A 24,868-nucleotide genomic window follows, 5' to 3' on the forward strand; every position below is an offset into this window, starting at 1 on the left:
TTATCTTTTGATTCTTCCTGACGTCTCTCCTTGCCTGATCGCCTCCACTTCGGCAGTAGTGGCGATCAATGCATCACCTTCTATGGTATGCTTCAAAGCGGATGCGGCCACTCCGAATTCAAGCGCTTTTTGCTGATCGTCAAAAGTGATCAAGCCATGGATCAGGCCAGCGATGAAAGCGTCGCCACCTCCCACCCTGTCTATGATTGGGTTAATTTCAATGTCTTCCGTTTCCAGAAGCTGTTTCCCGTTCCATAAAAAAGCCTTTAGCAAATTGTGTGAAGCACTTATTGAAGTTCTTTTGGTGTCTACCACAGTGCTTACCTGTGGATACTCCCTCTGTAAGTTGACGCAGGATGCAACAAAATCGTTTCCTCCTATCCCGAAAATCTCTTTGATATTCTCGCTGTTCGCAATGACGATGTCGGTCCCGGCTGTGATCTCAGGCAAAATCTCAGTAGGCTTCTTACCATATTTCCATAAGTTAGGGCGATAAAATATATCTCCTGACACGGTCAGGCCATACTTTCTGGCTGTTTTGACACCTTCTAGTAAGGTATCCGCCGCTCCCTGAGAAAGCGCCGGGGTTATACCCGCCCAATGAAACCATTTGGCATCTTTTAAAATAGAATCCCAATCGACATCAGAAGGTTTAATTTCTGCGAGGGCCGAATTGGTACGGTCGTACACAATCTGACTGCTCCGCATGGCCACGCCTGTTTCTAAAAAATAAACCGCGATCCGGTTTCCTCCATAAACGATATGCGACGTATCGAGCCCCAAAAAATTGAGATATTGCGTAGCTGCTTTCCCTATGGGTGAATCCGGGAAACGCGTTACATGAGCAGAATGGTGACCCCAGTAGGCGAGTGCGGCAGCTACATTGGCTTCGCCGCCTGCATAGGTAACATTGAATTGACGGGCTTGTTCAAAACGTGAAAAACCAGGGGTGGAGAGCCGCATCAGGACTTCTCCGAAGGAAACTATTTGAGCCATGTTTAGTTAATAATTACCTGTTTGCCGAAACGATCCGACAGAGGCCTGAAAAAATCGACGATTAGTCAAAAATAAGTATTAAACATCAAAATAGCCCACAACAATCTGCCGGGGCTATTGATTTATATCACATCAAATATCATTTACTAAAAACCAAAGTAGCTGTTTGCGTTATGGTAGGAAATATCTGCAACCATTTTTCCAAGCCACGGAAGGTCGTTTGGCAATTCGCCATTTTCCACATCGTTTCCAATCAAATTACAGAGTATCCGACGGAAATATTCATGCCTTGGATACGATAAGAAACTTCTTGAATCTGTTAGCATTCCAACAAACCTGCTCAAAAGCCCCATATTGGACAATGCGTTCATTTGCCTCTCCATTCCGTCCTTTTGATCCAGAAACCACCATCCGGAGCCAAACTGCATTTTACCCGCTATACTCCCATCATTGTAATTACCCGTCATTGTCGCCAATACTTCGTTGTCTGCCGGGTTAAGATTATACAGCACTGTTTTTGCCAATTGATCGGTGGAATCCAGTTTGTTCAAGAATCTCGACAGGGTCTGCGCCTGGCTGTAATCTCCAATCGAATCCCATCCTGTATCGGGGCCTGTTTCACGCAGCATACGGGCATTGTTGTTCCGCAGTGCACCTAGGTGGAACTGTTGTGTCCAGGATTTGGCATGGTCCATTTTGGCCAGCTCATACAGCAAAACCGATTTAAATGCATTTCTCTGAGCGTCCGACGGCAACTGCCCGTTCACCGCAAGCTGAAATGCTTCTTTTGCCGCAACTTCATCATAGGAAGCATAAATATGTTCCAGTCCGTGATCCGAAAGTTTTCCACCCATAGAGGCGAAGAAATCATGCCGGTTTTGCAAGGCCGATAGTAAGTCTTCATATGTTTTAACCTCTATTCCAGCAGACTGTCCCAGTTTGGAAAGATATTCTGTGAAATCCGCAGGAGAGTCGATCAGCAGCATCGACTTATCCGGACGATAAGTAGGTAAAACCTTTATTTCAAACCCGCTTTCATTAATTTGCTTGTGAAATTGCAATGGATCGGTAGGATCATCGGTAGTGCAGATCACCTTTACATTCATGCGGGTCAGCAGATTCCTGACCGAGAATTCCGGCTGTCTCAATTTGGCTGAACATTCATCGTAAATTTCTCGAGCCGTATCTTTATTTAGGAGGATGTCCACATCAAAATAGCGCAACAGCTCCAGGTGCGTCCAATGGTACAGCGGATTACGCATGGTATAGGGAACAGTCGCAGCCCATTGCTCAAACTTCTCCCAATCGCTCACATTACCAGTACAATATTTTTCAGCGATGCCATTTGCCCGCATCGCCCTCCATTTGTAATGGTCACCGTAAAGCCATATCTGCGTCAGGTTTTCAAATTGCTTGTCGCCTGCAATCTGGTCCGGCGGAAGATGACAATGATAATCGATAATCGGCATCTCCTTCGCATAGTCATGGTAAAGGATCCGCGCTGTCTTGGAGCGAAGAAGGAAATCCTCGGAGATAAAGGTTTTTTGTGCGGTAGCTATCGTTGTCATTTTTTTAGTGAGCTTTTTTCGCTTCGCGCCAACCCCCTGAGGAGGCTTTTGAACGAAAGCCTTATTCATATAAAAGTCCCCATTCTGGGGATTTCGGGATTAATACAAACCCCTTTCAATTCCATATTCCAACCCCCTTAATTCTGCCAGCCCGCGTAATCTGCCTATGGCGGTGTAGCCTGGATTTGTCCTTTTGCTGGCCGACAGGTCGTCAAGCATCCGGTGCCCATGATCAGGACGGAAAGGCATTCGGAGGTCTTTTCTCCCTTCCGTTTCACGCCTTTTTTGTTCCAATACCAGCGCCTTCATTACACCGTACATGTCCACGTCGCCATCGAGGTGATCGGCTTCGTAAAAACTGCCGTCGTGTTCTCGCTTAGTAGCGCGCAAGTGAATGAAATGAATCCGGGCCCCCAGCCTGTTTACCATTCCCGGCAAGTCATTATCAGGTCTGACACCATAAGATCCGGTACAAAAACAAATCCCATTTGCCTGCCTATCATAAGCTTCCAGCAACATCAGGGCGTCGTTTTCCGTACTCACCACACGCGGAAGGCCTAAAATCGGGTATGGAGGATCGTCCGGGTGGATCGCAAGCCTGATACCCGCGTCCTCTGCGACAGGGCCGATAGCCTGGATAAACTGGTACAAATGAGTCCGCAATTCCAGGTCGCCAATGTTTTGATAGGTCGCCAATACTTTCCGGAACTCTTCGATTGTAAAACTTTCCTCAGAACCCGGCAAACCTGCAATGATGTTACGGGTTAACTTATAAATTTCTTCGTCAGAAGCACTGTCCAGCCAGCTTTTCGCCTTGGTCTTTTGCTCCTCGCTGTACAACTCCGCAGCCTCAGGTCTGTCCAGAAGATAAAGGTCGAAAGCGGCAAAATGTGTTGCATCAAACCTCAGACCGGTCGACCCATCCTTCATCGGAGCATCCAGATCGGTGCGCGTCCAGTCCAGAACAGGCATGAAATTGTAACATACAGTATCAATACCACATTGACCCAGGTTGAATAAAGTTTGCTGGTAGTTGCTGATGTACATTTCAAAATCACCGGTGCGGGTCTTGATCGCTTCATGGACGGGCACACTCTCTACCACTGACCAGGTTAATCCGGCAGACTCTATTAACTCCTTCCGCTCTTTGATTTCCGCTATTTCCCATACCGTGCCGTTGGGAATATGATGTAATGCAGTTACGATCCCTGTTGCCCCTGCTTGCCGAATATCCTGCAGTGAGACCGGATCGTTAGGACCGAACCAGCGCCATGTTTGTTCTAATGCCATTTTAAAAAAGCTGTTAGCGATTGGCTCAGGGCTGGCTTTTAGTTGTTAGCCTTTTGCCTTGCGGCCCAGATCGCTTGACGAGTTAATATGATTTATAATTTTATTCAAAGACGACACCCTCGTTAGCAACCACCATACAGGCTACCCACCAATATACCTACAGCTTTAAGCCACCAGCCTATGTTCGGGTACCCGCTCACGCAAGACTTTGAGCGCGCGGCTCATTTGCGTTTCTACGGTTTTCACGGAAATTTCCAGACGCTCAGCGATATCCCTGTAACGAAGGCCCTCCTCTCTGCTCAGCCGGAAAATCAGCTGGCACTGACGGGGCAACGCCTGGATGCACCCTTCGATATACGCGTAAAATTCATTGAAAGACAATTCCTCCACTGGAGTAAAATGATCTGCGTGTGTCAGGTTCCACTGGACTGATTCCAGCGATTCCCTTTCATTCTGGCGATGGACCCTTAATTTCAGATAATCCAGCGCCTGGTTGCGAACAGCTCTGTAAATGTAAGCCTGAAATGAGGTATGCACCTCAATCTGGTCACGATTTTTCCAAAGTTTCACGAATACATCAGACACCACTTCCTCAGCAATTTCGCGGGTAACGACTACCCGCATAGCGTAATTGCAAAGCGATCTGTAATGGTTCGTAAACAACTCGCGGAAAGCATGGTAGTCTCCGCTCGCTACCACTCTGCCAAACAGATTTTCCAGTACATTTTTTTGGGAGCAAACAGACTTTAATGTGTTGGTAAAGGATTGCGGTTCCATTTAACTTGAGCTAGCTTAATTATAGAAAATTTCCTGGATTTGTAGTGGTGCCTGGTACGATTGTCACGTCAAGACTAAACCTAGTTAAACATTGATTCGTTGATACACAAAAATAAATCTTGAAAAAAAGCAATTAATTTACGCAACCGTTCCCGGAACCGTTCCCGGTTGCGCAAATTTCCCGGAACCTTTTCAGGATTTTGGCAATTTGTGCAACATGGACCGATTTGTTGATTTCCCGAAAAAATAGCATGATTGCATTATTCCAATATCACCTATGAAGAAGGTTTCCGTTACGATCAAAGAGATTGCAAGACAGCTTAACATATCCAAATCCACAGTGTCACGCGCCCTTCGCGACAGCAGCGAAATCAGCGAGGAAACCAAGAAAAAAGTGATGGATAGGGCCGAGGAGCTTAATTACTATCCAAACCCGATCGCGATCAGTCTGTTGAAAAACCGTACCCAGACCATCGGTGTGATCGTACCGGACATTGCAAACCGCTTTTATTCTTCTGCAATAGGCGGCGTAGAGGATATTGCATATAGCCGTGGGTACCATACCATGATTTACCAAAGTCACGAGCAACTGGAAAGAGAGCGGTCTGCTTCCCGGCACATTGCGTCCAGGCGCGTCGACGGGCTGGTGGTGGCGATCTCGAGCCAATCCGAAACCATTGACCATTTTGTTTCTTTGCAGGAACAGGGAATTCCGGTTGTTTTCTTTGATCGTGTCAGCGATGCGATGCAGACACATAAAGTAAGGGTGGATGATTATAAGGGTGCTTTTGAAGCGACCGAACACCTGATCAAGCGGGGCTGCAGGCGCATTGCACATATCGCAGGCCCTAAAACTGTTTCGATTACGCGGTTCAGGCTTGAAGGATACAAAGACGCACTGAAAAAGCATAACATCCCCTTCCAGGAGGAGTGGGTTTTACACAGTGAGATCACGCAGGCCGGAGGAACAGAAAGGACCTATCAGCTCATGGCGTTACGTGAACGGCCGGATGCCATTTTCGGCGCAAGTGACCGGATTACAATGGGCGTTCATTGGGCATTACGGCAACTCGGTTACAAAATGCCCGACGACGTAGCGGTAATTGGTTTCTGTGATCTGGCGATGTCTTCATTGCTCGACCCGCCGGTCAGTTCTATCACTCAGCCTTCCTTTGAAATGGGCCAGCAGGCAACATCATTGTTACTGGACCTCATCGAAAGCAAAAATACCCCGGTCGAATTTGAGACCAGGGTATTGCAATCCAATCTTGTGATTAACAAATCTTCTTTGAAAGAATTACCCGGTGAATCTTCACCCGGTGAATCATTACCCCGTAATTGATTTCAATTTCCTTTCGAACTCAGAAAGGATACGTTCCTTCATTTGGACTTTGCGTTTTTGAATATTAATGCGCCCCGCAGCCTGCTTGTCGATTTCAGGGTCTCCGGTTGCCGTTCTGTCAAATTCCAATATCGCGAATTCCAGGTCGCTTTTTTCACGTTTTGCAAGCCATTCCAGTTCGCGGTATTTGGTACGGAGCTGTTCCTCCTGGCTTTTCATTTCAAACGCCGGGTATTTACGGCTGATCACACGTGCCAGATAGCTCAATTCAAAGATCTTATCGCAAACCATCCGGAAACGCTCTGCAAGCTCTTTGTCCGCCAGCTTAAACGGTATTTTGATCTCTTTCCACTTGCTCAAAAGAACTTTTGCCTCCTGCGATGCCTCAATGATATCCGGACCTTTCAAGAGTGTTTCGGCTTGTTGCAGCAGCTTCTGCTGTTCTACGATACGAGGGTCAATGCGTACCTTCGGCTCAATTCCCTTGGCCAGGTTGTACTTATCGTAAAACAACTTAAGGAAGTGACGGTATGCTTTGTTGACCTTAAAGAAACGTTTCGGAGGTACTTCACCGACATTGTTCCAGGCGTTGCGTACATCCCTAGCTTTTGCATAAGCGTCGTCCAGGTCACGCGAGTAACTTAATGTTTTGGTAATCTTGATCAAGCGTTCATACTCCTCTATACGCGACTGATTGATCTTATTCTGCTCGTCGAAATAATCACGGCGGCGTTGGAAAAAATCGTCCAGAATCTGCTGAAACGTCGTTTCAACCTCCTCCTGAAATTCTTTTTCAACCGGCCCTGTACGTATCCACTTCGCCTTGATTTCCTGGATCTGGTCGGTAGCCGCCGCGTAGTCTTCTATTGAGGCGGCCGCTTTCACGTCCTCGATGAGCGCCCTTTTGATTTCCAGGTTTTTCAGCTGGTTAACCTCGATAAGCCCTTTCAGGTATTCTTCTTTTTCTTCCAGCCTCTGCAGCAGGGGGACAAAATCACCCAGTGCATCAAAACCTTTTAACTTGCGCTGCAATTGGATCAGTTTAGTAAGGTAAGAGCCTTTATTCAGTGCCTCGTCTATTTCCTGTTCCAGTTGCTCAACTTTGTTCAGGACAATATTAAAACGATTCTTGAAATAATCTATCGCTTCCTGCTCTGTCCTTTTTACTTCTCCAATTTGCCGGTCGGGGAAATCCAGGTACCCCTTTAAAAATACTTTGCTGTCTTTGACATAGCCGTATTCATCATTCAATGTGGCATTTTCCATTCTTTCAATTTTTTTATCTGCTAAGTGTAGGGATATATAACGATATTTGTTACGCACAAATTAAACAAAAAATGAGTAACGAAACCATTATTTTCTCAATGTCGGGGGTTAACAAAATCATTCCTCCAAACCGGCATATTATTAAAAACATCTATCTATCCTTTTTTTATGGTGCTAAAATCGGGGTTTTAGGTTTAAATGGTTCAGGTAAGTCTACGCTGCTCCGGGTGATTGCGGGTATTGATAAGGATATACAGGGGGACGTTGTGTTCTCTCCCGGTTACTCCGTGGGGATGCTTGAACAGGAGCCCAAACTGGACCCGAACAAGACAGTGAAGGAGATCGTGGAAGAGGGTGTTCAGGAAATCGTAGACTTGCTGAAGGAGTTTGATCAGATCAATGAAGCTTTCGGCGAAGAGGATGCCGATTTCGACAAATTACTGGAACGCCAGGGTGAGGTACAGGAAAAACTGGACGCTGCGGATGCCTGGAACCTCGATAACCGCCTGGAAATAGCCATGGACGCGCTTCGGTGTCCTCCTTCGGATGCATTGGTTTCCACACTTTCAGGTGGCGAAAAGCGGCGGGTAGCGCTTTGCAGGCTTTTACTTAGGCAGCCCGACGTGTTGCTACTCGATGAGCCGACCAACCACTTGGACGCCGAATCGGTACTTTGGCTGGAAGAGCATTTAAGGCAATACAAAGGAACCGTTATCGCCGTTACGCACGATAGATATTTCCTTGATAACGTCGCTGGCTGGATATTGGAGCTGGACCGTGGCGAAGGGATACCCTGGAAAGGCAACTACACTTCCTGGCTGGAACAAAAACAAGAACGCCTGAAAAAAGAAGAAAAAACAGAATCCAAACGTCAAAAAACTTTGCAGCGTGAACTGGAATGGGTCAGAATGGGAGCAAAAGGGCGGCAAGCCAAGTCGAAAGCCCGCCTTGGAGCCTACGAAAGATTATTAGGGGAGGAAGGTCGCGAGAAAGAAGAGAAACTGGAAATTTTTATCCCGGCAGGACCTCGTCTTGGCAATAAGGTTATTGAAGCACATCAGGTTTCCATGGGATTTGGCGACCGGCTTTTATATGAAAATCTAAATTTTGCGCTGCCGCCCAATGGAATCGTAGGCATTATCGGGCCTAACGGTGCTGGGAAAACGACGCTTTTCAAATTGATTACAGGTCAGCTGAAACCTTTGACAGGTCATTTTGATGTGGGTGATACCGTTGAGCTAGCTTATGTGGACCAGGAACACGATAATCTGGATGCAAACAAAACTGTTTATCAAAGCATTGCCGACGGTAATGACTGGATCATGATTGGAGGTAAGCAGTCCAATGCACGGGCCTATGTGAGCCGGTTTAACTTTGGAGGCGGCGATCAGGAAAAGAAAGTTGGAAATCTTTCCGGTGGCGAGCGCAACCGTGTACATCTCGCAATGACGCTAAAGGAAGGCGGCAATCTTCTTTTATTGGATGAACCAACCAACGACCTTGATATCAACACATTAAGAGCATTGGAAGAAGGTCTGGAAAACTTTGCTGGTTGTGCGGTGATCATCTCCCACGACCGTTGGTTCCTCGATCGCGTCGCAACACATATCCTTGCTTTCGAGGGTGACTCACAGGTTTACTGGTTTGAAGGTAATTTCTCGGAATATGAAGAAAACCGCAAAAAGAGACTAGGTACGGAGGCAGTGCCCAAACGAATCAAATACAAGAAGTTAGCTTAAATACTCAATATACAAAAAGAGCATTCGACGTTACGGTCGAATGCTCTTTTTGTTTTCCTTCGTACGAATTCTTCGTTGTAACCATTGCACTTTATTTTTATTCTTTTAACTTTCAGCCAGATTAATATTCTCTCCGTTCAATTCTAGTTCCAGAAAAGACCAAAAACTAGTGGTTTAACCACCACTATCTTACACATTACTCTCTTCTTCTATTCTGTTGTCGCCGGCAATGTCCTGATCAGGCCTTGTTCATAACTTATTGATTTATTTCCAATAAGTTCTACATTTTAATAGTATTTATTCTACAATTTGTAGTATGTTTAAATCTAAAATAGTTTAGCCACCAGAAAGCAATTTTTATGCAATTGAAGAACGGTTCACCATCTATCTTGAAGTTTGTCTCTATTTTAAAACTCCCGACCTTACAAACATTCATTCTGCTTGTTATCGTTTATGCATCTCCGGTCAATGCCCAGCGGGAGATCATCCTCAATACCACGGGATATGGATTTGACAGGAATGCTGCCAACGGCATTCACTCGGGCCAATGGGAATACATTCAGAAATTTGCGAAACTAAAATACAACGGTAAGGATGCCAGCGTGACTGCAGTGCGCCTTCATATCCAGTGGCAGCAATATGAGCCCACATTGGGTAACTACCAACGGCAAAAGATGACACTCGCTATCAAGTCGATACTGGACTTGAACCCGAACATGAAGGTAGCACTGCACTTTTCCTATTTAAGGCCAGGTTACTGGACAGATAGTTACCTGGCCACCGCCGATATCGCGCAGCTTTACGACGGCACGTTCCTTCGCGACGCTATTGCCGATACCAATCCCTCTGTTTATTCCGAATATGCTACCGGCAGGTTTTTGGCTTTTGTAGACGACGCATTGGCACAACTGCAGCCTTACACTTCCAGAATTCTCTACGCGGCGATGGGTTGCACAGGGTCTGAGGAATTTTACATGCCTTTGAGAATCATTAATTCCGTCACTTATTCAGGCATGTACGAAGCCAAGGCACAGCAGGCATGGCGGACTAAATTTCTGCCTGCACGCTATCCTCATCAAACCAATGTTATCTGGGGAAAACAGACTTATCCCATCAGCACCGCCCCACAGCCCACAGATGGCAATTATAATTCAGAAATGGGCAGGGATTTGCACAGGTTCGCAGGCTGGGGACTTTTGAACCTCTTTAAAGGGTTTTATGGAACCGTCAAAAACCGTAGCCCATCCATCAAAGTCCTCCACTTCATTTCGGATTTCGGGACGATACAGGGCAACAACTGGCATCTGCACAGCAGTACCTTACCTCTGGCCCTCGAATTATCCGACGGGATTTATCATACAGACGGAAACGACCCCTCGGATCTGTGGAAAAAGATCATGGGAATAGATTGCATCAAAGGGACAAAAAGCAATAAGATCGCTGCAGTAGAATTCGATCCAGTAGACCTGGGACAAACCATCGGGATATCCGGGATCAATGGCAGCATAGGCACAGAATGGTTTCCCAGGGCTTTTAAGCATGGGGCTGAATACGTTCACCTGGCCATGCATTACGATGATAACGAGATCCAGCAAATTGCCCCCGCCATCGCAGCAGCCCGCGAGCAATTCATTAAACCTTCCTATCAGCCTCCGGCAAGATCAACACCAATAAAAGTCAACATTTTCCCTGCTGTTTTTACCAGCCAATTTCTGTTTGAAGCATGGAATAATAATGGCGGCCAAAATTTCGCTCAAACTGATTTAAAACCAAAATCCATTAAAATGACCGATCTGGGGTATTGGGCCAATATTTGGGATGGCTCAGATTACCTGCCTTGCAACTTTTCAATACAGGCCAGCGCTTCCAATGCCAAACCCAATACAAGTACAACTGTTACATTAACTGTCAATTGCTCCGGTCCTGAATGCGAAGATGCCAGCTTCTCATGGAAGGGACAAGGGGCCGCTAATAAAACGGGTAGCTCAATCACCATTGCAGCACCGGATGTCCAGGGAGACTATAACTATTCGGTGACTTCCAACCGGAGCGGGTGCGGGGCCAAAACGGCTGGCCTGACCTTAAATGTCACGCCGCCCCTTCCGGTAACCCTGATCGGTTTTTCTGTCAGTAAGGAAAACCAGACGGCCCAGCTGAAATGGGCAACTTCAGAAGAGCAAAACAGCCAGAAATTCGAGATAGAACGCAGCCCCGATGGCAAGACATGGGCGGTAATCGGGACCGTCGCCGCGAGCGTCGAAACATTGGAAACAGTAACAAACTATGGTTTCACCGACGAAACACCTTTTTCAGGTGAGAATTTATACCGTTTGAAAATGATCGATCAGGACCAAACGTTCGCTTACAGCCGAATCGTCATCGTGAATTTCGGAAAAGAAGGCTCACTTATAATGGCTTACCCCAATCCGGCAACCGATAAAATTACCATTACCGATAGTAACTGGAAGAATGTAAAATCCCTTAAAATCATCAATCCTGTGGGTCGTATTGTGTATCATTCCAATAATCCGGAGCCAGAAATCAATGTACAAAACCTCCATTCCGGATCCTACATCATTGCGATCACCAGAACGAATGGCGAGGAGTACCATGTAAAATTTGTGAAAGAGGACGGAAGATGATGTTGTAATTGGCTCAAAGACCATTTCTTGCTAACTTTCGTGTTGAATCAGTATTCAATCATCAATGAGTCAAAATCCATCTTTGCCTAAAATACATTTCATTTCAATCGGTGGAAGTGTCATGCACAACCTTGCCATCGAACTTCATTTACAAGGATTCATTGTCACCGGTTCGGACGACGAGATATACGAACCATCATTGAGCCGCCTGGCCAGGTATGAGCTGCTACCACCAGCTACGGGCTGGTTCCCCGAGAAAATTACGCCAGATCTGGAAGCGGTAATACTGGGAATGCACGCAAGGCAGGACAATCCCGAACTTGCGAAAGCACGTGAACTTGGAATAAAAGTTTACTCTTATCCGGAATATATTTTTGAAAAAAGCCAGAACAAACAACGCGTAGTAATCGCAGGAAGTCATGGAAAAACGACTATTACTTCCATGATCCTCCACGTACTCAAATTCAATAACCGCATTTTCAATTACCTAGTCGGAGCCCAGATCGAAGGCTTCGAGAATATGGTGAAGTTGTCGGAAAATGCTCCATTGATCGTAATTGAAGGGGATGAATATTTTACTTCTCCCATCGACCACACGCCCAAATTCATGCACTACCAACCTCACATTGCGTTAATAAGCGGGATTGCATGGGATCATTTTAATGTTTTTCCAACATGGGAGTCTTACGTAAAACAGTTTGAGCTGCTAGCGGACTCTTTGCCCAAGGCAGGTGCCATTATTTTCGACGAAACCGATGATATGCTGGATGTGATTGGACAAAAAGGACGTCCCGATGTGGTAAGCGCCCCTTACAACGTGCATCCCAACAAGATTGTGAATGGGAAAACGATTTTGATTACTGCAGAGCAAGGTGATGTGCCTGTCCTGGTTTTTGGAAGTCACAACATGAAAAATATCAGCGGTGCTAAGGTCGTCTGTGAAAGGCTGGGAATCACTGACGAAGAGTTTTACCGTTCCATTCAAACTTTTAAGGGTGCGTCAAAACGAATGGAACTGCTTGGCAGTAAAGGATCGGTCAGCATCTATCGTGATTTTGCGCATGCCCCTTCCAAAGTTGAAGCAACCACAACAGCTCTAAAAGAACAGTTTCCCGACCGCTTGTTAGTGGCTTGTGCCGAGTTACACACATTCAGCAGTTTGAATAAAGCTTTTTTAAAACAATACCGAAGAAAACTCAAAGCTGCTGACATCGCCGTTGTTTACTATAATCCTTTGACGGTAGAACATAAAAGGCTTGAACCCATTTCCGAAGAAGATATTAAAGTAGCCTTCAAAAGGGACGACCTCCAGGTTTTTACGGATTCCGGAGCGCTCGTGACATTTTTGAAATCGCTCACCTGGAAAGATGCTAACTTGCTTTTGATGAGCTCGGGAACTTTCGGTGAACTAGATTTAAGGGAGCTCGCTGAAAACATTCTTTCACAGGGATCATCGTCAAACATTTAACCCCGATGCAATGCAATCCATTGTCGTATACTGTGGCTCAAATCCAGGGAAAAAACCAATCTATGCCGAATCGGCCTATGCGCTTGGAGCAGAACTTGCCAGACGAAATATCAAACTGATTTACGGGGGCGGAAACATGGGACTGATGGGCCGGGTAGCCGACGGCGCAATGGATAACAAGGGTTTTGTAACCGGTATCATTCCCAATTTCCTGGCCAAACTGGAAAACGCCCATAAGACACTTTCCGAACTGCATTTTGTGGATACCATGCACGAGCGTAAAGCTAAAATGGTTTCTATGTCAGATGGCGTTATTGCGCTGCCGGGCGGGTATGGGACGTTTGATGAGCTTTTTGAGATTCTTACCTGGGCACAGCTCCGCATCTTCAACGGACCGGTAGGCCTTTTAAATGTCAATGGCTATTACGACCTGCTTTTATTGCAGTTGGACAAGATGGTCGAGGAAGGTTTTCTACATCCAAACAACCGGATGCTGCTTGTTGTCGCTGAAAATGCTCGTGTATTGTTGGAAAAAATGGAGACGTTCCGCAAAGAAAATCAAGAAAATAAGCCGCTGGACAGGTCGTTATATGTAGACAATAATTAGTCACCTCCCCCTTCCGATGCGTATTTTACTATCAGCGATTTTCATTTGGTCCATTTCGTTTTGTGCATGTGCACAACTGGAAAATCTTGGCAAAACAGTAAATTCAGAATACAACGAAATAAGTCCTATCATTTCGCCAGACGGCAAAACCATTTATTTCTCAAGGGTGAGCCATCCTCAAAACACCCATGGCTCCAAAGGGAGCCAGGATATCTGGTTTTCGGAACTCAAAAACGATAAGTGGACCCAAGCAAGACGGCTCCCACCGCCTTTGAACAAAGAAGATTACAATAGCCTTTATAGCATTACCCCGGATGGTAACACCCTGCTGATTAAAGGTTCTTACAAAAATGGCGTATACGAAACCCGTGGTTTTTCTACCAGCAAAAAAACTGCTCGTGGATGGTCAGCACCCAATAAAATTGAGATCCCCGGTTATGCAAAAATCAGCAAAGGTCAGTTTGATTGCGGATATATGTCCACCGACGGAAAAGTTTTGGTTATGTCATTTAGCGAAAAAAAGAACAGCAAGACGGATGATATGTATGTGAGCTTTAAGCAAAAAAATGGCGAATGGTCTAAACCGATGAACCTCGGGCCGGAGATTAACACGGAGGAATTTACAGAGACAACGCCTTTTCTTGCTCCTGATGGTGTAACTCTTTACTTTTCAAGCGACCGCAAGGGGGGACAGGGGAGCAATGACATTTATTACAGCAAACGCATTGATAAGAGCTGGAAACGGTGGAGCAGGCCGGTCAATCTCGGGGCTGCCATTAATACCGACGGCTACGATGCCTATTATACTATTTCCGCATTAGGGGATTACGCCTACATGGTCTCTTTTAAAAATACAGAAGGCAAAGGAGATGTAGTACGCTTTAATCTTCGTCCAAAACCAACTCCCGGCGATACCACCGAGGCACCTGTTGCAATTCTTCCCGCGGCAGACCCTGTTGTTATGATCAGCGGAAAGGTGATTGATTCTAAAACAGGCAAGCCGGTTGAGGCCACTATCATTTATGAAAATCTGGCCGACGGTGAGGAGGTTGGAACTGCTACAACCAACCCCACTACCGGTGAATACAAGATCGTGCTGCCTTATGGGCAGAAATACAGCATGCGGGCTGTTGCCCCAAACTTCATTGCGGAAGGCGAAAATATTGACCTGACGGATTCGATGGGAAATGGCAGGGACAAAGGCTTCAAAGAAATCGCGAACCGATCGCTGAAATTGATCCCAATCGAAGAAGGACAGATCGTCAGACTTAACAACATTTTCTTTGCAACCGGCAAATCAGACCTCAGCAACGAATCTTTCCCTGAACTGAACCGTATTGCTATTTCAATGCTCGAAAATAAAACTTTGACCATCGAACTTGGCGGGCATACGGATAACACAGGTAGTGCAGAATTTAACCTCAAACTTTCGCAGGGACGGGCCGACTCTGTAAGGGAATACCTGATAGGGAAAGGTATTGAGCCTGATCGAGTTGCCAGCAAAGGATATGGCGAAACCATACCAGTGGCCAAAAACGACACACCCGAGGGCCAGCAACAAAATCGCCGGGTAGAATTCAAGATTTTAAAGAGATAGCCTTCGCTGATCCCGACCTGAGATCTCTAACTTGTTTGGCAACTCTAACGTCAAAAACATCCGCAACAGGTTAAATCGTTTGATCAGGAAATGACAAACCGCTAGGCAGATCGTAAACGTGACCACACATAAGTAAACGAATCTGATCCCCCAGGCTAAATCCAAATTGACATCCCCAGCAATAGGATTCCGAGAAAAGTTTGGCAAAGAACCATCATTAAAATAGACGGGAGAGAAACATAACAAGCAGCAATCCTTGCACAAAGCAGAGTAAAATAAAGATTGTAAAAAGATCGATGGGTATGGGTGGAAAACAGGGGCACAGATGGTTGCAAGTTGCCAAATATACAAAATCGAAAATGTATGCGGCATCTTGGCGACCTGCAAACTTTTACACTTAATTTTAGGAAAAATCACTTCGTATGTCTGCCAAAAGGACCCCTGCCCTCGGTTTCATTTTCGTCACACTTCTTATTGATGTTATCGGGTTGGGAATTATCATTCCTGTGATGCCGAAATTGATCAGTGAACTTACCGGCGACAGTATCAGCGCGGCTTCCAGGGACGGCGGCTGGCTGCTTTTTGCTTATGCCTCGATGCAATTTGTATGCGCCCCCATTATTGGTGGAATCAGTGACCAATTCGGCAGAAGACCTGTCTTGCTGGCCTCACTGTTCGGCTTTGGGATTGACTATATCTTCCTCGCATTCGCTCCCACTCTAGCTTGGTTGTACGTGGGGCGGATCATAGCCGGGATTTTGGGGGCAAGCTTCACAACAGGCGCCGCCTATATTGCCGATATCAGCACACCCGAAAAAAGGGCACAGAATTTCGGATTACTGGGAGCTGCTTTCGGATTAGGATTCATCATTGGGCCAGTCTTAGGTGGATTACTAGGGCAATACGGAACCCGGGTACCATTTATGGCGGCCGCCGGTTTTTCATTGCTTAACTGGCTTTATGGCTATTTTATTCTCCCCGAATCGCTCGATCAGGCCCATCGGAGGAAATTTGACTGGACACGTGCAAATCCGATTGGGTCGCTACAAAACCTAAAGCGTTACCCAGTAATTTATGGCCTCATTTTGTCCCTGGGATTACTTTACATAGCTATGCACGCGGTTCAGAGTAACTGGGCCTTTTATGTAATTGAAAAATTCAAATGGGACGAAGCTCATATTGGATATTCACTCGGCGCTGTCGGCATATTAAGTGCCGTTGTCCAGGGGTATCTCATCAGACTGATATTGCCAAAACTGGGTCAGAAAAGAGGCGTGTACGTTGGCCTGTTGTTGTATGCCGTAGGATTTGTCCTGTACGCTTTTGCAACCCAAGGTTGGATGATGTATGTTTTTATGATTCCCTACATTTTGGGCAGTATTGCCGGGCCAGCCTTACAGGGGATTATTTCCACGCAGGTCGCTGCAAATGAACAGGGTGAAATGCAGGGTGCTCTGACAAGCCTGCAAAGTCTGACATCGATCATTGGCCCTCCTCTTATGACCAATCTGTTTTCCGGTTTTACGCAGCCCGCTGCCAAAGTTTATTTTCCTGGCGCGCCCATGCTGATGGCGGCCATTCTGACCATAATAAGTACATTTCTTGCACGAAGGAGCCTGAAAAAGACTATAAAGGGTTTTAATAGAGAAGGATCAGGAAAATAAAGACGACCAGCCAGAGAGCGCCGGTGAAGTGCCAATACCTCGTAAGTAATTTAATTCGGAGCCTGTTAGGAGGGTTGACACTGTACACAAAGGAATCGACATAACTTCTGTTTCTGACTGCTTTTCTGAACAAAAATGTCAGGTACAAAACACCGGCAATGATGTGCACCAAATGCAGGCCTGTAAGCAAATAAATAAAACCTTGTGACGTACTGGCCCCGATAAAAACGCCGGTGTTCACCATTTCTATCCAGCCACCTGCCTGCAATAATATGAAAACACATCCCAAAAGCAGGGTTGCTCCCAAAAAAACGCGGTAATGCAAAAACCTTTCATTGGCAAACGCAAGATTCGCTTCATGAAGGGTTATGCTGCTGAATAAAATCACAAGCGTACTAAGCCAAAACATATCAGGAAGAGCAACCAGGTGACTGGTTTCCCGATGCATCCTTACCAAAAAAATGATGAAAATAGACGTAAAAAGCAGTGAGCTCCCCGCCACTCCAAGCCAAAGCATGAAGCCCAGCGGCTCGCGGCGCTTTGTGAAAGGGCTTTCCCTTAATTTAGTTGTAGGCTTGGGACTCATTTCTGGATACTCAACAATTTGTAAAAAAAGCGCATGACCGGATGAATATAACGACTATTTGCAGCTAACGGACATGTTAAAAGCAATAAATTACTTAAGGTAACCCTGCCAGACTTTAAAATTTTCAAAGTGGTCGTTTAATTCAGTTTCCCTCTCAAAAATCCCATACAACGTTGAACCCGATCCGCTCATAGAAGCATACTCCGCGCCAAAATCATATAATTGGACTTTGATTTTTTCCAAAAGAGGGTATTTATTAAAAAGTGTTGCCTCAAAATCATTTTTGACAAGATCTTTCCAATCAGCTACCGGCTTTATTAATAGGTTACGCAAATCTACATCGCTTTGTTTCGGCTGAACTCCGGCGTAAGCTTCGGCAGACGAAATATGTATGCCGGGATTTACCAATACGATCCACTTTCCCACGAGTCTTAAATCCAGCTTTTCAAATTCATCTCCTTTTCCGAAGCAGTATGCGGGTTGGCCGAGAATAAAAAAAGCACAATCGCTACCTAATCTACGTGCGTATTCAACTTGTTTTTCAAAAGAAATTTCAAGGTTAAATTGTTGATTTAGAGCTTTAATTGTAAAAGCTGCATCTGAAGACCCGCCGCCTAGTCCCGCCCCGATGGGGATGTTCTTAAGCAAATTTAACTTGACTGGCGGCAATGCATAATCAGCAGCCAGCAGGCCATAAGCCCTCGCACAAAGATTATCCGAAAGATTCCCAGGAATGTCAATTCCGTTGACATGAAATGAAAACGACTTCGCGACGGTTAGTTCAAGCGCGTCTGTCCACTCGATTGGGTAGAAACAAGACTCTATATTATGAAAGCCGTCTGCCCGCTTTTCAACAATGTTTAAACCTATATTGATTTTTGCGTTTGGAAATACCAGCATCAGATCTCAATTATGCCCAGATGGAACGTCTATTATTGCTCCCAGCGCCATTCCTGACCAATGACAAGCTCTTCCTTCAGACCTTGAGAAATCAAAAAATCACGTGTCTTTTGATCGGACAATCTTTTGACCATGATATTGTCGGTATTGGAAAGAGCATATAAATACATCGCAGCAATACGCACCGTATTTTCCAATTGCCCTTTGTTTACCAAACTGAAATCGTCGCAGTCCGCGTGATAGCATTGCAAAACACCTGGCTCCAGATTTCCGGAAAGACCGGCAATGGGAACACCTTCCAACATAAATGGTTGATGATCACTGTGAAGTCCCGCCCTGTTTATCGTTTCATTCTTATAGTTATTGTCGACGTTGTGTATTGCGCCGCCGACTGATGCAAAAAAGTCGTTCATCTCATCCCTGCCAAACGCGTTGACCCCTCTCGGGTCGTTGGTCATGTCGAGGTTCATCATGTAACTGACTTTGTCAATTGCCCCCGACTTTTTTAATTCGCTTACGAAATGTTTTGAGCCTAGCAAACCTTGCTCCTCACCCATGAACAGCACAAACTGGATGGTCCGTTGTGGTTTCACTTTCAATGCTTTGAATGTTCTCGCAATATCAATTACCGCAAAAGACCCGATTCCATTGTCAATGGCGCCAGTCGCCAGGTCCCACGAATCAAGGTGTCCTCCTATGATCACTTTTTCATCCGATCGCCCTTTCAATGTCGCAATAACATTCCTCGCTTTAATCGGTTTGGAAATATTATGCATGTTAATTTGAGCTTCCAGGGGTGCCTCCTCTTTGAGCCATTTCCTTACTTCTTTGCCACTGTCGTTGGAGATGCATACTGCGGGAATAGAAATAATGGCGCCTGTTACAGAAGCTGTTCCGGTAAGCAAGATTTTGCCAGGCGCACCATTTACCATGATAACGCCGCGTGCACCATATTTGATAGCCAATGCTGTTTTTTCGGAGCGATGCAGGTTTTTCTTACCCGCAACCCCCACCAGGTTGATATTGGCAAGCGCAATTTTACCCTTCACTTTTTCTTTCAACGCTTCAAAGTCTTCTTCCAAACCATTACCAACGTCGACAATTTCTCCCTGCAGATTTGATTCGACCGGCGAATGCGCCAGCGACACAACCGGAACATCCCTAAAATTATCACTACTACCTGGCGCGATCGACAAGGTCACTGTGTCACGCATCCAGGCTTCAACCTCGAACGGCTGGTAGACTACATCCGTAAAACCATAACTTTTTAGCAGGTTAAAAGCGAACTCTTCTGCCTTTTCCCCGTTTGCACTCCCGGTAAGTCGGTGACCAATGATCTTGGTTGCTTCTTCGAGTGTTTTATATGCTTTGCTATTTTCTCTGACTTCACCATCTATTTTCGCGAACGGTTTATCCCATTTTTTTTCTGCTGGATAGAACCCAGAAAGGGAGACAATAAACCCACTTACCAAGACGACTAGTAAAACTTTTTTCATGTTACCCGATCAAGGATGTATGTATTTTAATTGATGACTCAAATATGGATTGATATTTGACTTTGTGCAAGATAAACACAAAATAGAGTGCAAATAGATTCCTTAACTCCCGATTATCTCACTTAGAATACAGAATTTTTTCTACATCAAATCAGCGCGCTAACGGGTTCCCCAAGGGCAGTAAGGTTTCCCGGTATTAATTAAGTGTAATTTACACACTTAATTAAGTTCATTTCTTCAATTTATTCGAGCAATTTTGTACTTTTCAGCTCTTATATTTAAAAATTAATGCATTCTGGTCAATTAATCGATTATAACAATGTATTTTCTTGGGTTTGATTTAGGCAGCTCTTCTGTTAAAGCATGCTTAATGCAGGCAGATTCGGGTTCTGTAGTTGCCTCTGCATTTTATCCTGAACGTGAAATGACGATATCCTCTCCCAAACCGGGCTTTGCCGAACAACAGCCGGAAATGTGGTGGGAAAATGCTTGCCTTGCATCCCGATCAGTCATTCAAAAGGCTGGAATTTCTCCTGACGAAGTCGGGGCGATCGGGATTTCTTATCAAATGCATGGGCTGGTAGTTATAGATGAGGAATTAAATGTGCTCAGGCCATCTATCATCTGGTGTGACAGCCGTGCTGTAGAGGTCGGTAACAATGCTATGGATACACTTGGAGAAGAATATGTTCTCCCTCATTTGCTGAATTCCCCGGGCAATTTCACGGCTTCCAAACTCGGCTGGGTAAAGCAGAATGAGCCGGATGTTTTTGCGAAGGTATATAAGTTCATGTTACCTGGCGACTATCTGGCTATGCGTATGACAGGTGAAATTGCAACTACCCCGTCTGGATTATCAGAGGGCATCTTCTGGGATTTCGTCAATCAAAGGCCTGCCGATTTTATGCTTAACTATTTTGGTTTTGACCCTGCCATCCTTCCGGAAGTGCTGCCGACATTTTCCGAACAAGGCAAAGTAACAGCCGAAGCGGCAGTGTCATTAGGGTTGCGTACCGGCATTCCTGTTACATACCGCGCAGGGGACCAACCTAACAACGCCTTTTCCCTTAATGTCCTTGAACCCGGAGAAGTGGCCGCTACAGCCGGAACTTCTGGCGTAGTTTATGGTGTAAGTGACCAGATCAAATTTGACCCGCAATCCAGGGTCAACACTTTCTTGCACGTGAACCCGATTTCAAGTTCCCCCCGCTATGGTGTTTTATTATGTGTAAATGGCACGGGCAGCTTGAACGGCTGGCTTCGGAATGCGCTTTTTCAGGGCCATATATCTTATCCTGAAATGAACCGGATCGCCTCACAGGCCCCTGTCGGATCAGATGGTCTGCTGTGTTTTCCTTTCGGTAACGGCGCCGAACGGATGCTTCAAAATCAGGATCCGGGCGGCACTTTCAAAGGACTACAGTTTAGTCGTCATGGATTGAGCCATTACACCAGGGCATCCCAGGAAGGCATTGTCTTTGCTCTGTATTACGGTATGGAAATTATGGAGACCGTAGGTGTTTCTTTGAAAAACATCAGAGCAGGAGAAGCAAATATGTTTCTTAGCCCCGTTTTCAGAGAAACGTTTGCCAACGTTTCGGGTGCTACTGTAGAGCTTTACAACACCGACGGTGCACAAGGTGCAGCACGGGCGGCAGGTTTCGGGCTCGGGTATTACAAAAACCGGTCGGAGGCCTTTACCGGCCTATCCGCCTTACAAACCATTGAACCGCAACCTGACCTGACAGCAAGAACCAAAGAAGCCTACCACAACTGGAAACAGCAACTTGAATATTAGCATTTAATTCCGGTCTCATTCTGTCCTTTAAAGCCCATGAATGGGACCGAACACTATTTTGCTCCTAATCCTGTTGCCAATCCACCAAACACGATCGCAAAAAATGTCAATTTGAAGCCGCAATCGCATCTTGGGTTTTGCTGTATTCTTCCACTTTAAACGCCACTATTTCCGCGACTTTTACGGATTGATTTTCTTTGTTCTGATATACCCGGTAACTGAGCCGGCCCTCTATCAGCACCATTTTCCCTTTCTCGAGGAATTTTTCGCAACGCTGCGCCAGTTGCCCCCAGGCAACGATCGTATGCCAGACAGTGCTTTTCACTTCTTCCTTGTTTTTATTGAGGTAAGTTTCATTGGTTGCCAATGAGAAAGAAGTAACTCTTCCTCCATCATATTCCCTCACGTTTATTTCACGTCCTACATTTCCGATCAATTTCACTGAATTCATGTTTTTTAGTGTTTAAAAGTGATAATAATGGTCTATACCGTTTCTTGAAATCGGCATTGCAAATGTGAGGGATTTCCAAAACTTGATTTGGGTTTTAAATGATTGCAGTCGGGTAAAAGCATTTGCAATCGGAAAACAAGATTTTACAAGGTGCCTCGATACCAGATGGGCAAAGAAGTAAACCGGGCGGCTTACACTGCAGCCCTTAGTCCAATGATTGGTTTCCATGCTCATCTCCTGCATATACATATATGTGGGAGTGCTTTCGGATTATGGGATGTTTAGTAGGAAAACAAGAACTAAGCACACAGTTAAGACCAATCTTCTCTTTGGCCCATCAGGTAGATAGTTGCCTTTATGAAACCAACAAATGAATTTATATATTGCGAAAAGAGACATATGCACACTGTACAAACCCTTGGAAAGGTTTGACTAAACGAATAAAAATGAAGAATTGCCTGGAATGCGGGAAACCTCTGATGGGACGGGTAGATAAGAAATTCTGCTCAGATATGTGCCGGAACAGCTACAATAACCGGCTCAATTCAGATTCTTACAATATCGTAAGGAACATGAACAACCAGCTTCGGAAGAACCGGAGGATACTCGAAGAACTTTGCCCGGAAGACAAATCCAAAACCACAAAAAATGCCTTAATCGGAAAGGGATTTGATTTCAATCTCATCACCAATTTGCGGCCCACCTTGAAAGGGAGCATTTACCATTTCGTATATGATTACGGCTACCTGGAACTCGAAAACGATTTTTATCTCATTGTAAGGGCTAAACGTCTCGAGAAATAGATATTTTTGCAACGATTTCAACCCAATACCGAATGAAAAAAGTAAGCCTCAGTGATTCAGGCCCCAAAGTATCGGAAGCAATTTATGGTTTCTGGAGATGGACGGACGAAGGTGCCATTACTACTTCGCAGATTGAAAAAACAGTGAATTTGTGTCTTGAACTGGGCATCAATACCTTTGACCACGCTGATATCTACGGGAATCTTACGATTGAAGAACATTTTGGAAAAATCATTCAAAACAGATCGTTCAAACGCGAAGACATTGTGCTTTTCAGCAAGTGTGGGATCCGAAAATCAGCAAACAAACGACTTTCTTATTACGATACTTCCCGTGACCATATTGTCAACAGTATCAATGGTTCTTTGAAACGCCTGAAGACGGACTATCTGGACATTTTTCTGTTGCACCAAAGTGATTTCCTGTCTGATCCGGAAGAAACGGCTACCGCCCTGGCTGAAATTGTGAAGTCCGGAAAAACGAAACATATTGGTGTAGCAAATTTTACAGTCTTCCAGCACCAGCTGCTCGCATCTTACCTCCGAATTCCAATTGTCACAAACCATATCGAGTTGAACTTGATGAACACTTCCTCCATCGAAGACGGAAGAATTGATTTCATCAAACAAAGTTTTAGCAAACCTTTGGCCTGGGCTCCCCTTGCCGGAGGCAAAATCCTGCATGGTACCGATGATAAGGCGGTGCGTTTGCGGGCCAAACTGGAAGAAATCGGTAAGAAATACGATGCCAACATTGAGCAAACTGCCGTGGCTTGGCTGATGAAATTAGGTACCCTTCCGATCATCGGTTCGCTGTCGGAATCCCGCATCCGGAACGGCGCAAGCGCGTCGGACATCGCATTGAGCAAGGAGGATTGGTACGAGATCTACCAGGCGACGGGTAAATAACCGTTTTTATCTTTATTTACTCAAAACAATCCTCCAATCGTTTCCGCTGAATACCTGGTATTTTTCTGAAAAGTTACCCATGTTAATGGCCAGAGAAAAGTTGAGCAGACTGTTGAAGTAGCCTACATTTTCCCCTTCTTTCGCTTCACCGAATGTATTAACGAATCGTACTTTGTCTTCGTAGACTTTCTTATTTTCTCTAAAGACCCTGACGTTCACGTTTTCGCCTGTCTTTATATTCAATTTGCTAAAAACGCTTTTATCGATATTCGTCCACACGTTACCATACTGAATATCCAGAATAGGGATTCCGCCAATGACTTCTCCTTTTTCAAAAGTCGGTTTTTGGTAAGGAATAGAAACCACCTGATTGGGAAGTTTCTCGCCCACTTCATTCAGAGAAATCACCTTTGATGCCAGCCGCGCACCGGTAAAAGCGTAAACATCCCGTCCGTGAAAAGTGTATGATTCACCTGAATTTTTTCGGCGGTTTATCGCTTCGTCGATTTCACGGATCTCCTGAACCCCCATTTGTTCCGCTACCAGTGTGAGTGTCCCATTATCCGGGGTTACAAAGTAATGCCCTGTCTTAGTCAACAAAACTACTGATTTTCGCTTGGTGCCAACCCCGGGATCAACCACTGAGACAAAAACAGTCCCGGCAGGCCAGTAAGGAGCGGTCTGTACCAATCGGTAGGATGCCTCCCAAATGTTGTAAGCAGGAATTTCGTGGGTTACATCGTACAATTTGATATCCGGCGAAACCCCTGCCGCTACACCTTTCATTGCTGAAACAGCACCATCCTTCAGCCCAAAATCGGATTGAAAAACCAGAATATTATTCTGTGCAAATGAGGCAACTGAAAAAAGCAGCAAAAAGCCTGATCGGAAAAGTGCAACCATAACATCTTTCATATACAGTGACTGGTATTGTGTCTTCACAAAGTTAAAAAAACGTGGCACGACTTTT

The 24,868-nt window shown here is 45.3% G+C and carries 20 protein-coding genes; 10 read left to right on the forward strand and 10 right to left on the reverse strand.

Annotation, left to right across the window (positions count from 1 at the left end; all coding sequences use genetic code 11):
• From AC1XUF_RS24890 to AC1XUF_RS24905, 4 genes are all read right to left on the reverse strand, one after another.
• A complete protein-coding gene (locus AC1XUF_RS24890) occupies nt 1–996 on the reverse strand; it encodes a PfkB family carbohydrate kinase (protein ID WP_483344566.1) in 996 nt (331 codons plus the stop codon).
• A 146-nt stretch (nt 997–1,142) separates the two neighbouring features.
• Nucleotides 1,143–2,564, reverse strand: coding sequence for a glucuronate isomerase (gene uxaC, locus AC1XUF_RS24895; protein ID WP_483344567.1), 1,422 nt, complete (start codon nt 2,562–2,564; stop codon nt 1,143–1,145).
• 99 nt (nt 2,565–2,663) lie between these two features.
• Nucleotides 2,664–3,854: a mannonate dehydratase gene (uxuA, locus tag AC1XUF_RS24900; RefSeq protein ID WP_483344568.1), complete on the reverse strand. Its 1,191-nt coding sequence runs from the start codon at nt 3,852–3,854 to the stop codon at nt 2,664–2,666.
• 165 nt (nt 3,855–4,019) lie between these two features.
• Nucleotides 4,020–4,631, reverse strand: a complete 612-nt coding sequence (locus AC1XUF_RS24905; protein ID WP_483344569.1) for an RNA polymerase sigma-70 factor — start codon at nt 4,629–4,631, stop codon at nt 4,020–4,022.
• 277 nt (nt 4,632–4,908) lie between these two features.
• Here AC1XUF_RS24905 and AC1XUF_RS24910 point away from each other — a divergent pair, with 277 nt between their 5' ends.
• A complete protein-coding gene (locus tag AC1XUF_RS24910; RefSeq protein WP_483344570.1) occupies nt 4,909–5,973 on the forward strand; it encodes a LacI family DNA-binding transcriptional regulator in 1,065 nt (354 codons plus the stop codon).
• Here the strand turns inward: AC1XUF_RS24910 and AC1XUF_RS24915 are convergent.
• Nucleotides 5,959–7,239: a DUF349 domain-containing protein gene (locus tag AC1XUF_RS24915; RefSeq protein WP_483344571.1), complete on the reverse strand. Its 1,281-nt coding sequence runs from the start codon at nt 7,237–7,239 to the stop codon at nt 5,959–5,961. The genes AC1XUF_RS24910 and AC1XUF_RS24915 overlap by 15 nt on opposite strands.
• 71 nt (nt 7,240–7,310) lie before the next feature.
• Here AC1XUF_RS24915 and ettA point away from each other — a divergent pair, with 71 nt between their 5' ends.
• The 6 genes from ettA to AC1XUF_RS24945 all read left to right on the forward strand — a co-directional run bounded on the left by ettA (nt 7,311) and on the right by AC1XUF_RS24945 (nt 16,956).
• Nucleotides 7,311–8,978, forward strand: a complete 1,668-nt coding sequence (gene ettA / locus AC1XUF_RS24920) for an energy-dependent translational throttle protein EttA (RefSeq protein ID WP_483344572.1) — start codon at nt 7,311–7,313, stop codon at nt 8,976–8,978.
• Between the two features lie 359 nt (nt 8,979–9,337).
• Entirely contained in the window at nt 9,338–11,620 is a 2,283-nt protein-coding gene (locus tag AC1XUF_RS24925; protein WP_483344573.1) for a T9SS type A sorting domain-containing protein, read from the forward strand.
• Nucleotides 11,621–11,684: 64 nt separating this feature from the next.
• Nucleotides 11,685–13,088, forward strand: a complete 1,404-nt coding sequence (locus AC1XUF_RS24930; RefSeq protein ID WP_483344574.1) for a UDP-N-acetylmuramate--L-alanine ligase — start codon at nt 11,685–11,687, stop codon at nt 13,086–13,088.
• A 10-nt stretch (nt 13,089–13,098) separates the two neighbouring features.
• Entirely contained in the window at nt 13,099–13,695 is a 597-nt protein-coding gene (locus AC1XUF_RS24935) for an LOG family protein (RefSeq protein WP_483344575.1), read from the forward strand.
• A 16-nt stretch (nt 13,696–13,711) separates the two neighbouring features.
• On the forward strand, nt 13,712–15,292 hold the full coding sequence (locus tag AC1XUF_RS24940) for an OmpA family protein (RefSeq protein ID WP_483344576.1): 1,581 nt from the start codon (nt 13,712–13,714) through the stop codon (nt 15,290–15,292).
• Nucleotides 15,293–15,714: 422 nt separating this feature from the next.
• The gene (locus tag AC1XUF_RS24945) at nt 15,715–16,956 is read left to right on the forward strand and encodes a TCR/Tet family MFS transporter (protein ID WP_483344577.1); all 1,242 of its coding nucleotides are present in this window, start codon (nt 15,715–15,717) and stop codon (nt 16,954–16,956) included.
• Here the strand turns inward: AC1XUF_RS24945 and AC1XUF_RS24950 are convergent.
• The 3 genes from AC1XUF_RS24950 to AC1XUF_RS24960 all read right to left on the reverse strand — a co-directional run bounded on the left by AC1XUF_RS24950 (nt 16,931) and on the right by AC1XUF_RS24960 (nt 19,938).
• Nucleotides 16,931–17,542 carry a cytochrome c oxidase subunit 3 gene (locus AC1XUF_RS24950; RefSeq protein ID WP_483344578.1) on the reverse strand — a complete coding sequence of 204 codons (612 nt, stop codon included), beginning with the start codon at nt 17,540–17,542 and terminating at the stop codon, nt 16,931–16,933. The genes AC1XUF_RS24945 and AC1XUF_RS24950 overlap by 26 nt on opposite strands.
• Nucleotides 17,543–17,632: 90 nt before the next feature.
• Entirely contained in the window at nt 17,633–18,442 is an 810-nt protein-coding gene (gene ispE / locus AC1XUF_RS24955) for a 4-(cytidine 5'-diphospho)-2-C-methyl-D-erythritol kinase (protein ID WP_483344579.1), read from the reverse strand.
• A 32-nt stretch (nt 18,443–18,474) separates the two neighbouring features.
• Nucleotides 18,475–19,938, reverse strand: coding sequence for a M20/M25/M40 family metallo-hydrolase (locus tag AC1XUF_RS24960; RefSeq protein ID WP_483344580.1), 1,464 nt, complete (start codon nt 19,936–19,938; stop codon nt 18,475–18,477).
• 319 nt (nt 19,939–20,257) lie between these two features.
• Between AC1XUF_RS24960 and AC1XUF_RS24965 the strand changes: the two genes are divergently transcribed.
• Entirely contained in the window at nt 20,258–21,736 is a 1,479-nt protein-coding gene (locus tag AC1XUF_RS24965) for a xylulokinase (protein WP_483344581.1), read from the forward strand.
• A 106-nt stretch (nt 21,737–21,842) separates the two neighbouring features.
• On the opposite strand, the gene AC1XUF_RS24970 is transcribed toward AC1XUF_RS24965, so the two are convergent.
• Nucleotides 21,843–22,187, reverse strand: a complete 345-nt coding sequence (locus AC1XUF_RS24970) for a single-stranded DNA-binding protein (protein WP_483344582.1) — start codon at nt 22,185–22,187, stop codon at nt 21,843–21,845.
• Nucleotides 22,188–22,633: 446 nt separating this feature from the next.
• On the opposite strand from AC1XUF_RS24970, the gene AC1XUF_RS24975 reads away from it, so the two are divergent.
• Nucleotides 22,634–22,990, forward strand: a complete 357-nt coding sequence (locus tag AC1XUF_RS24975) for a DNA gyrase inhibitor YacG (RefSeq protein ID WP_483344583.1) — start codon at nt 22,634–22,636, stop codon at nt 22,988–22,990.
• Nucleotides 22,991–23,022: 32 nt separating this feature from the next.
• Nucleotides 23,023–23,898: an aldo/keto reductase gene (locus tag AC1XUF_RS24980; RefSeq protein ID WP_483344584.1), complete on the forward strand. Its 876-nt coding sequence runs from the start codon at nt 23,023–23,025 to the stop codon at nt 23,896–23,898.
• Nucleotides 23,899–23,910: 12 nt separating this feature from the next.
• On the opposite strand, the gene AC1XUF_RS24985 is transcribed toward AC1XUF_RS24980, so the two are convergent.
• Nucleotides 23,911–24,813, reverse strand: a complete 903-nt coding sequence (locus tag AC1XUF_RS24985) for an SAM hydrolase/SAM-dependent halogenase family protein (RefSeq protein ID WP_483344585.1) — start codon at nt 24,811–24,813, stop codon at nt 23,911–23,913.
• Between the last annotated feature and the right edge of the window lie 55 nt (nt 24,814–24,868).

It is taken from the genome of Dyadobacter sp. HNCC25DJ185 (genome assembly GCF_056895195.1).

Excerpts from the sequence above, each read along its gene's own strand:
- AC1XUF_RS24890 (WP_483344566.1), bottom strand. The coding sequence starts at position 996 with ATGGCTCAAATAGTTTCCTTCGGAGAAGTCCTGATGCGGCTCTCCACC.
- uxaC (WP_483344567.1), bottom strand. The coding sequence starts at position 2,564 with ATGACAACGATAGCTACCGCACAAAAAACCTTTATCTCCGAGGATTTC.
- uxuA (WP_483344568.1), bottom strand. The coding sequence starts at position 3,854 with ATGGCATTAGAACAAACATGGCGCTGGTTCGGTCCTAACGATCCGGTC.
- AC1XUF_RS24905 (WP_483344569.1), bottom strand. The coding sequence starts at position 4,631 with ATGGAACCGCAATCCTTTACCAACACATTAAAGTCTGTTTGCTCCCAA.
- AC1XUF_RS24910 (WP_483344570.1), top strand. The coding sequence starts at position 4,909 with ATGAAGAAGGTTTCCGTTACGATCAAAGAGATTGCAAGACAGCTTAAC.
- AC1XUF_RS24915 (WP_483344571.1), bottom strand. The coding sequence starts at position 7,239 with ATGGAAAATGCCACATTGAATGATGAATACGGCTATGTCAAAGACAGC.
- ettA (WP_483344572.1), top strand. The coding sequence starts at position 7,311 with ATGAGTAACGAAACCATTATTTTCTCAATGTCGGGGGTTAACAAAATC.
- AC1XUF_RS24925 (WP_483344573.1), top strand. The coding sequence starts at position 9,338 with ATGCAATTGAAGAACGGTTCACCATCTATCTTGAAGTTTGTCTCTATT.
- AC1XUF_RS24930 (WP_483344574.1), top strand. The coding sequence starts at position 11,685 with ATGAGTCAAAATCCATCTTTGCCTAAAATACATTTCATTTCAATCGGT.
- AC1XUF_RS24935 (WP_483344575.1), top strand. The coding sequence starts at position 13,099 with ATGCAATCCATTGTCGTATACTGTGGCTCAAATCCAGGGAAAAAACCA.
- AC1XUF_RS24940 (WP_483344576.1), top strand. The coding sequence starts at position 13,712 with ATGCGTATTTTACTATCAGCGATTTTCATTTGGTCCATTTCGTTTTGT.
- AC1XUF_RS24945 (WP_483344577.1), top strand. The coding sequence starts at position 15,715 with ATGTCTGCCAAAAGGACCCCTGCCCTCGGTTTCATTTTCGTCACACTT.
- AC1XUF_RS24950 (WP_483344578.1), bottom strand. The coding sequence starts at position 17,542 with ATGAGTCCCAAGCCTACAACTAAATTAAGGGAAAGCCCTTTCACAAAG.
- ispE (WP_483344579.1), bottom strand. The coding sequence starts at position 18,442 with ATGCTGGTATTTCCAAACGCAAAAATCAATATAGGTTTAAACATTGTT.
- AC1XUF_RS24960 (WP_483344580.1), bottom strand. The coding sequence starts at position 19,938 with ATGAAAAAAGTTTTACTAGTCGTCTTGGTAAGTGGGTTTATTGTCTCC.
- AC1XUF_RS24965 (WP_483344581.1), top strand. The coding sequence starts at position 20,258 with ATGTATTTTCTTGGGTTTGATTTAGGCAGCTCTTCTGTTAAAGCATGC.
- AC1XUF_RS24970 (WP_483344582.1), bottom strand. The coding sequence starts at position 22,187 with ATGAATTCAGTGAAATTGATCGGAAATGTAGGACGTGAAATAAACGTG.
- AC1XUF_RS24975 (WP_483344583.1), top strand. The coding sequence starts at position 22,634 with ATGAAGAATTGCCTGGAATGCGGGAAACCTCTGATGGGACGGGTAGAT.
- AC1XUF_RS24980 (WP_483344584.1), top strand. The coding sequence starts at position 23,023 with ATGAAAAAAGTAAGCCTCAGTGATTCAGGCCCCAAAGTATCGGAAGCA.
- AC1XUF_RS24985 (WP_483344585.1), bottom strand. The coding sequence starts at position 24,813 with ATGAAAGATGTTATGGTTGCACTTTTCCGATCAGGCTTTTTGCTGCTT.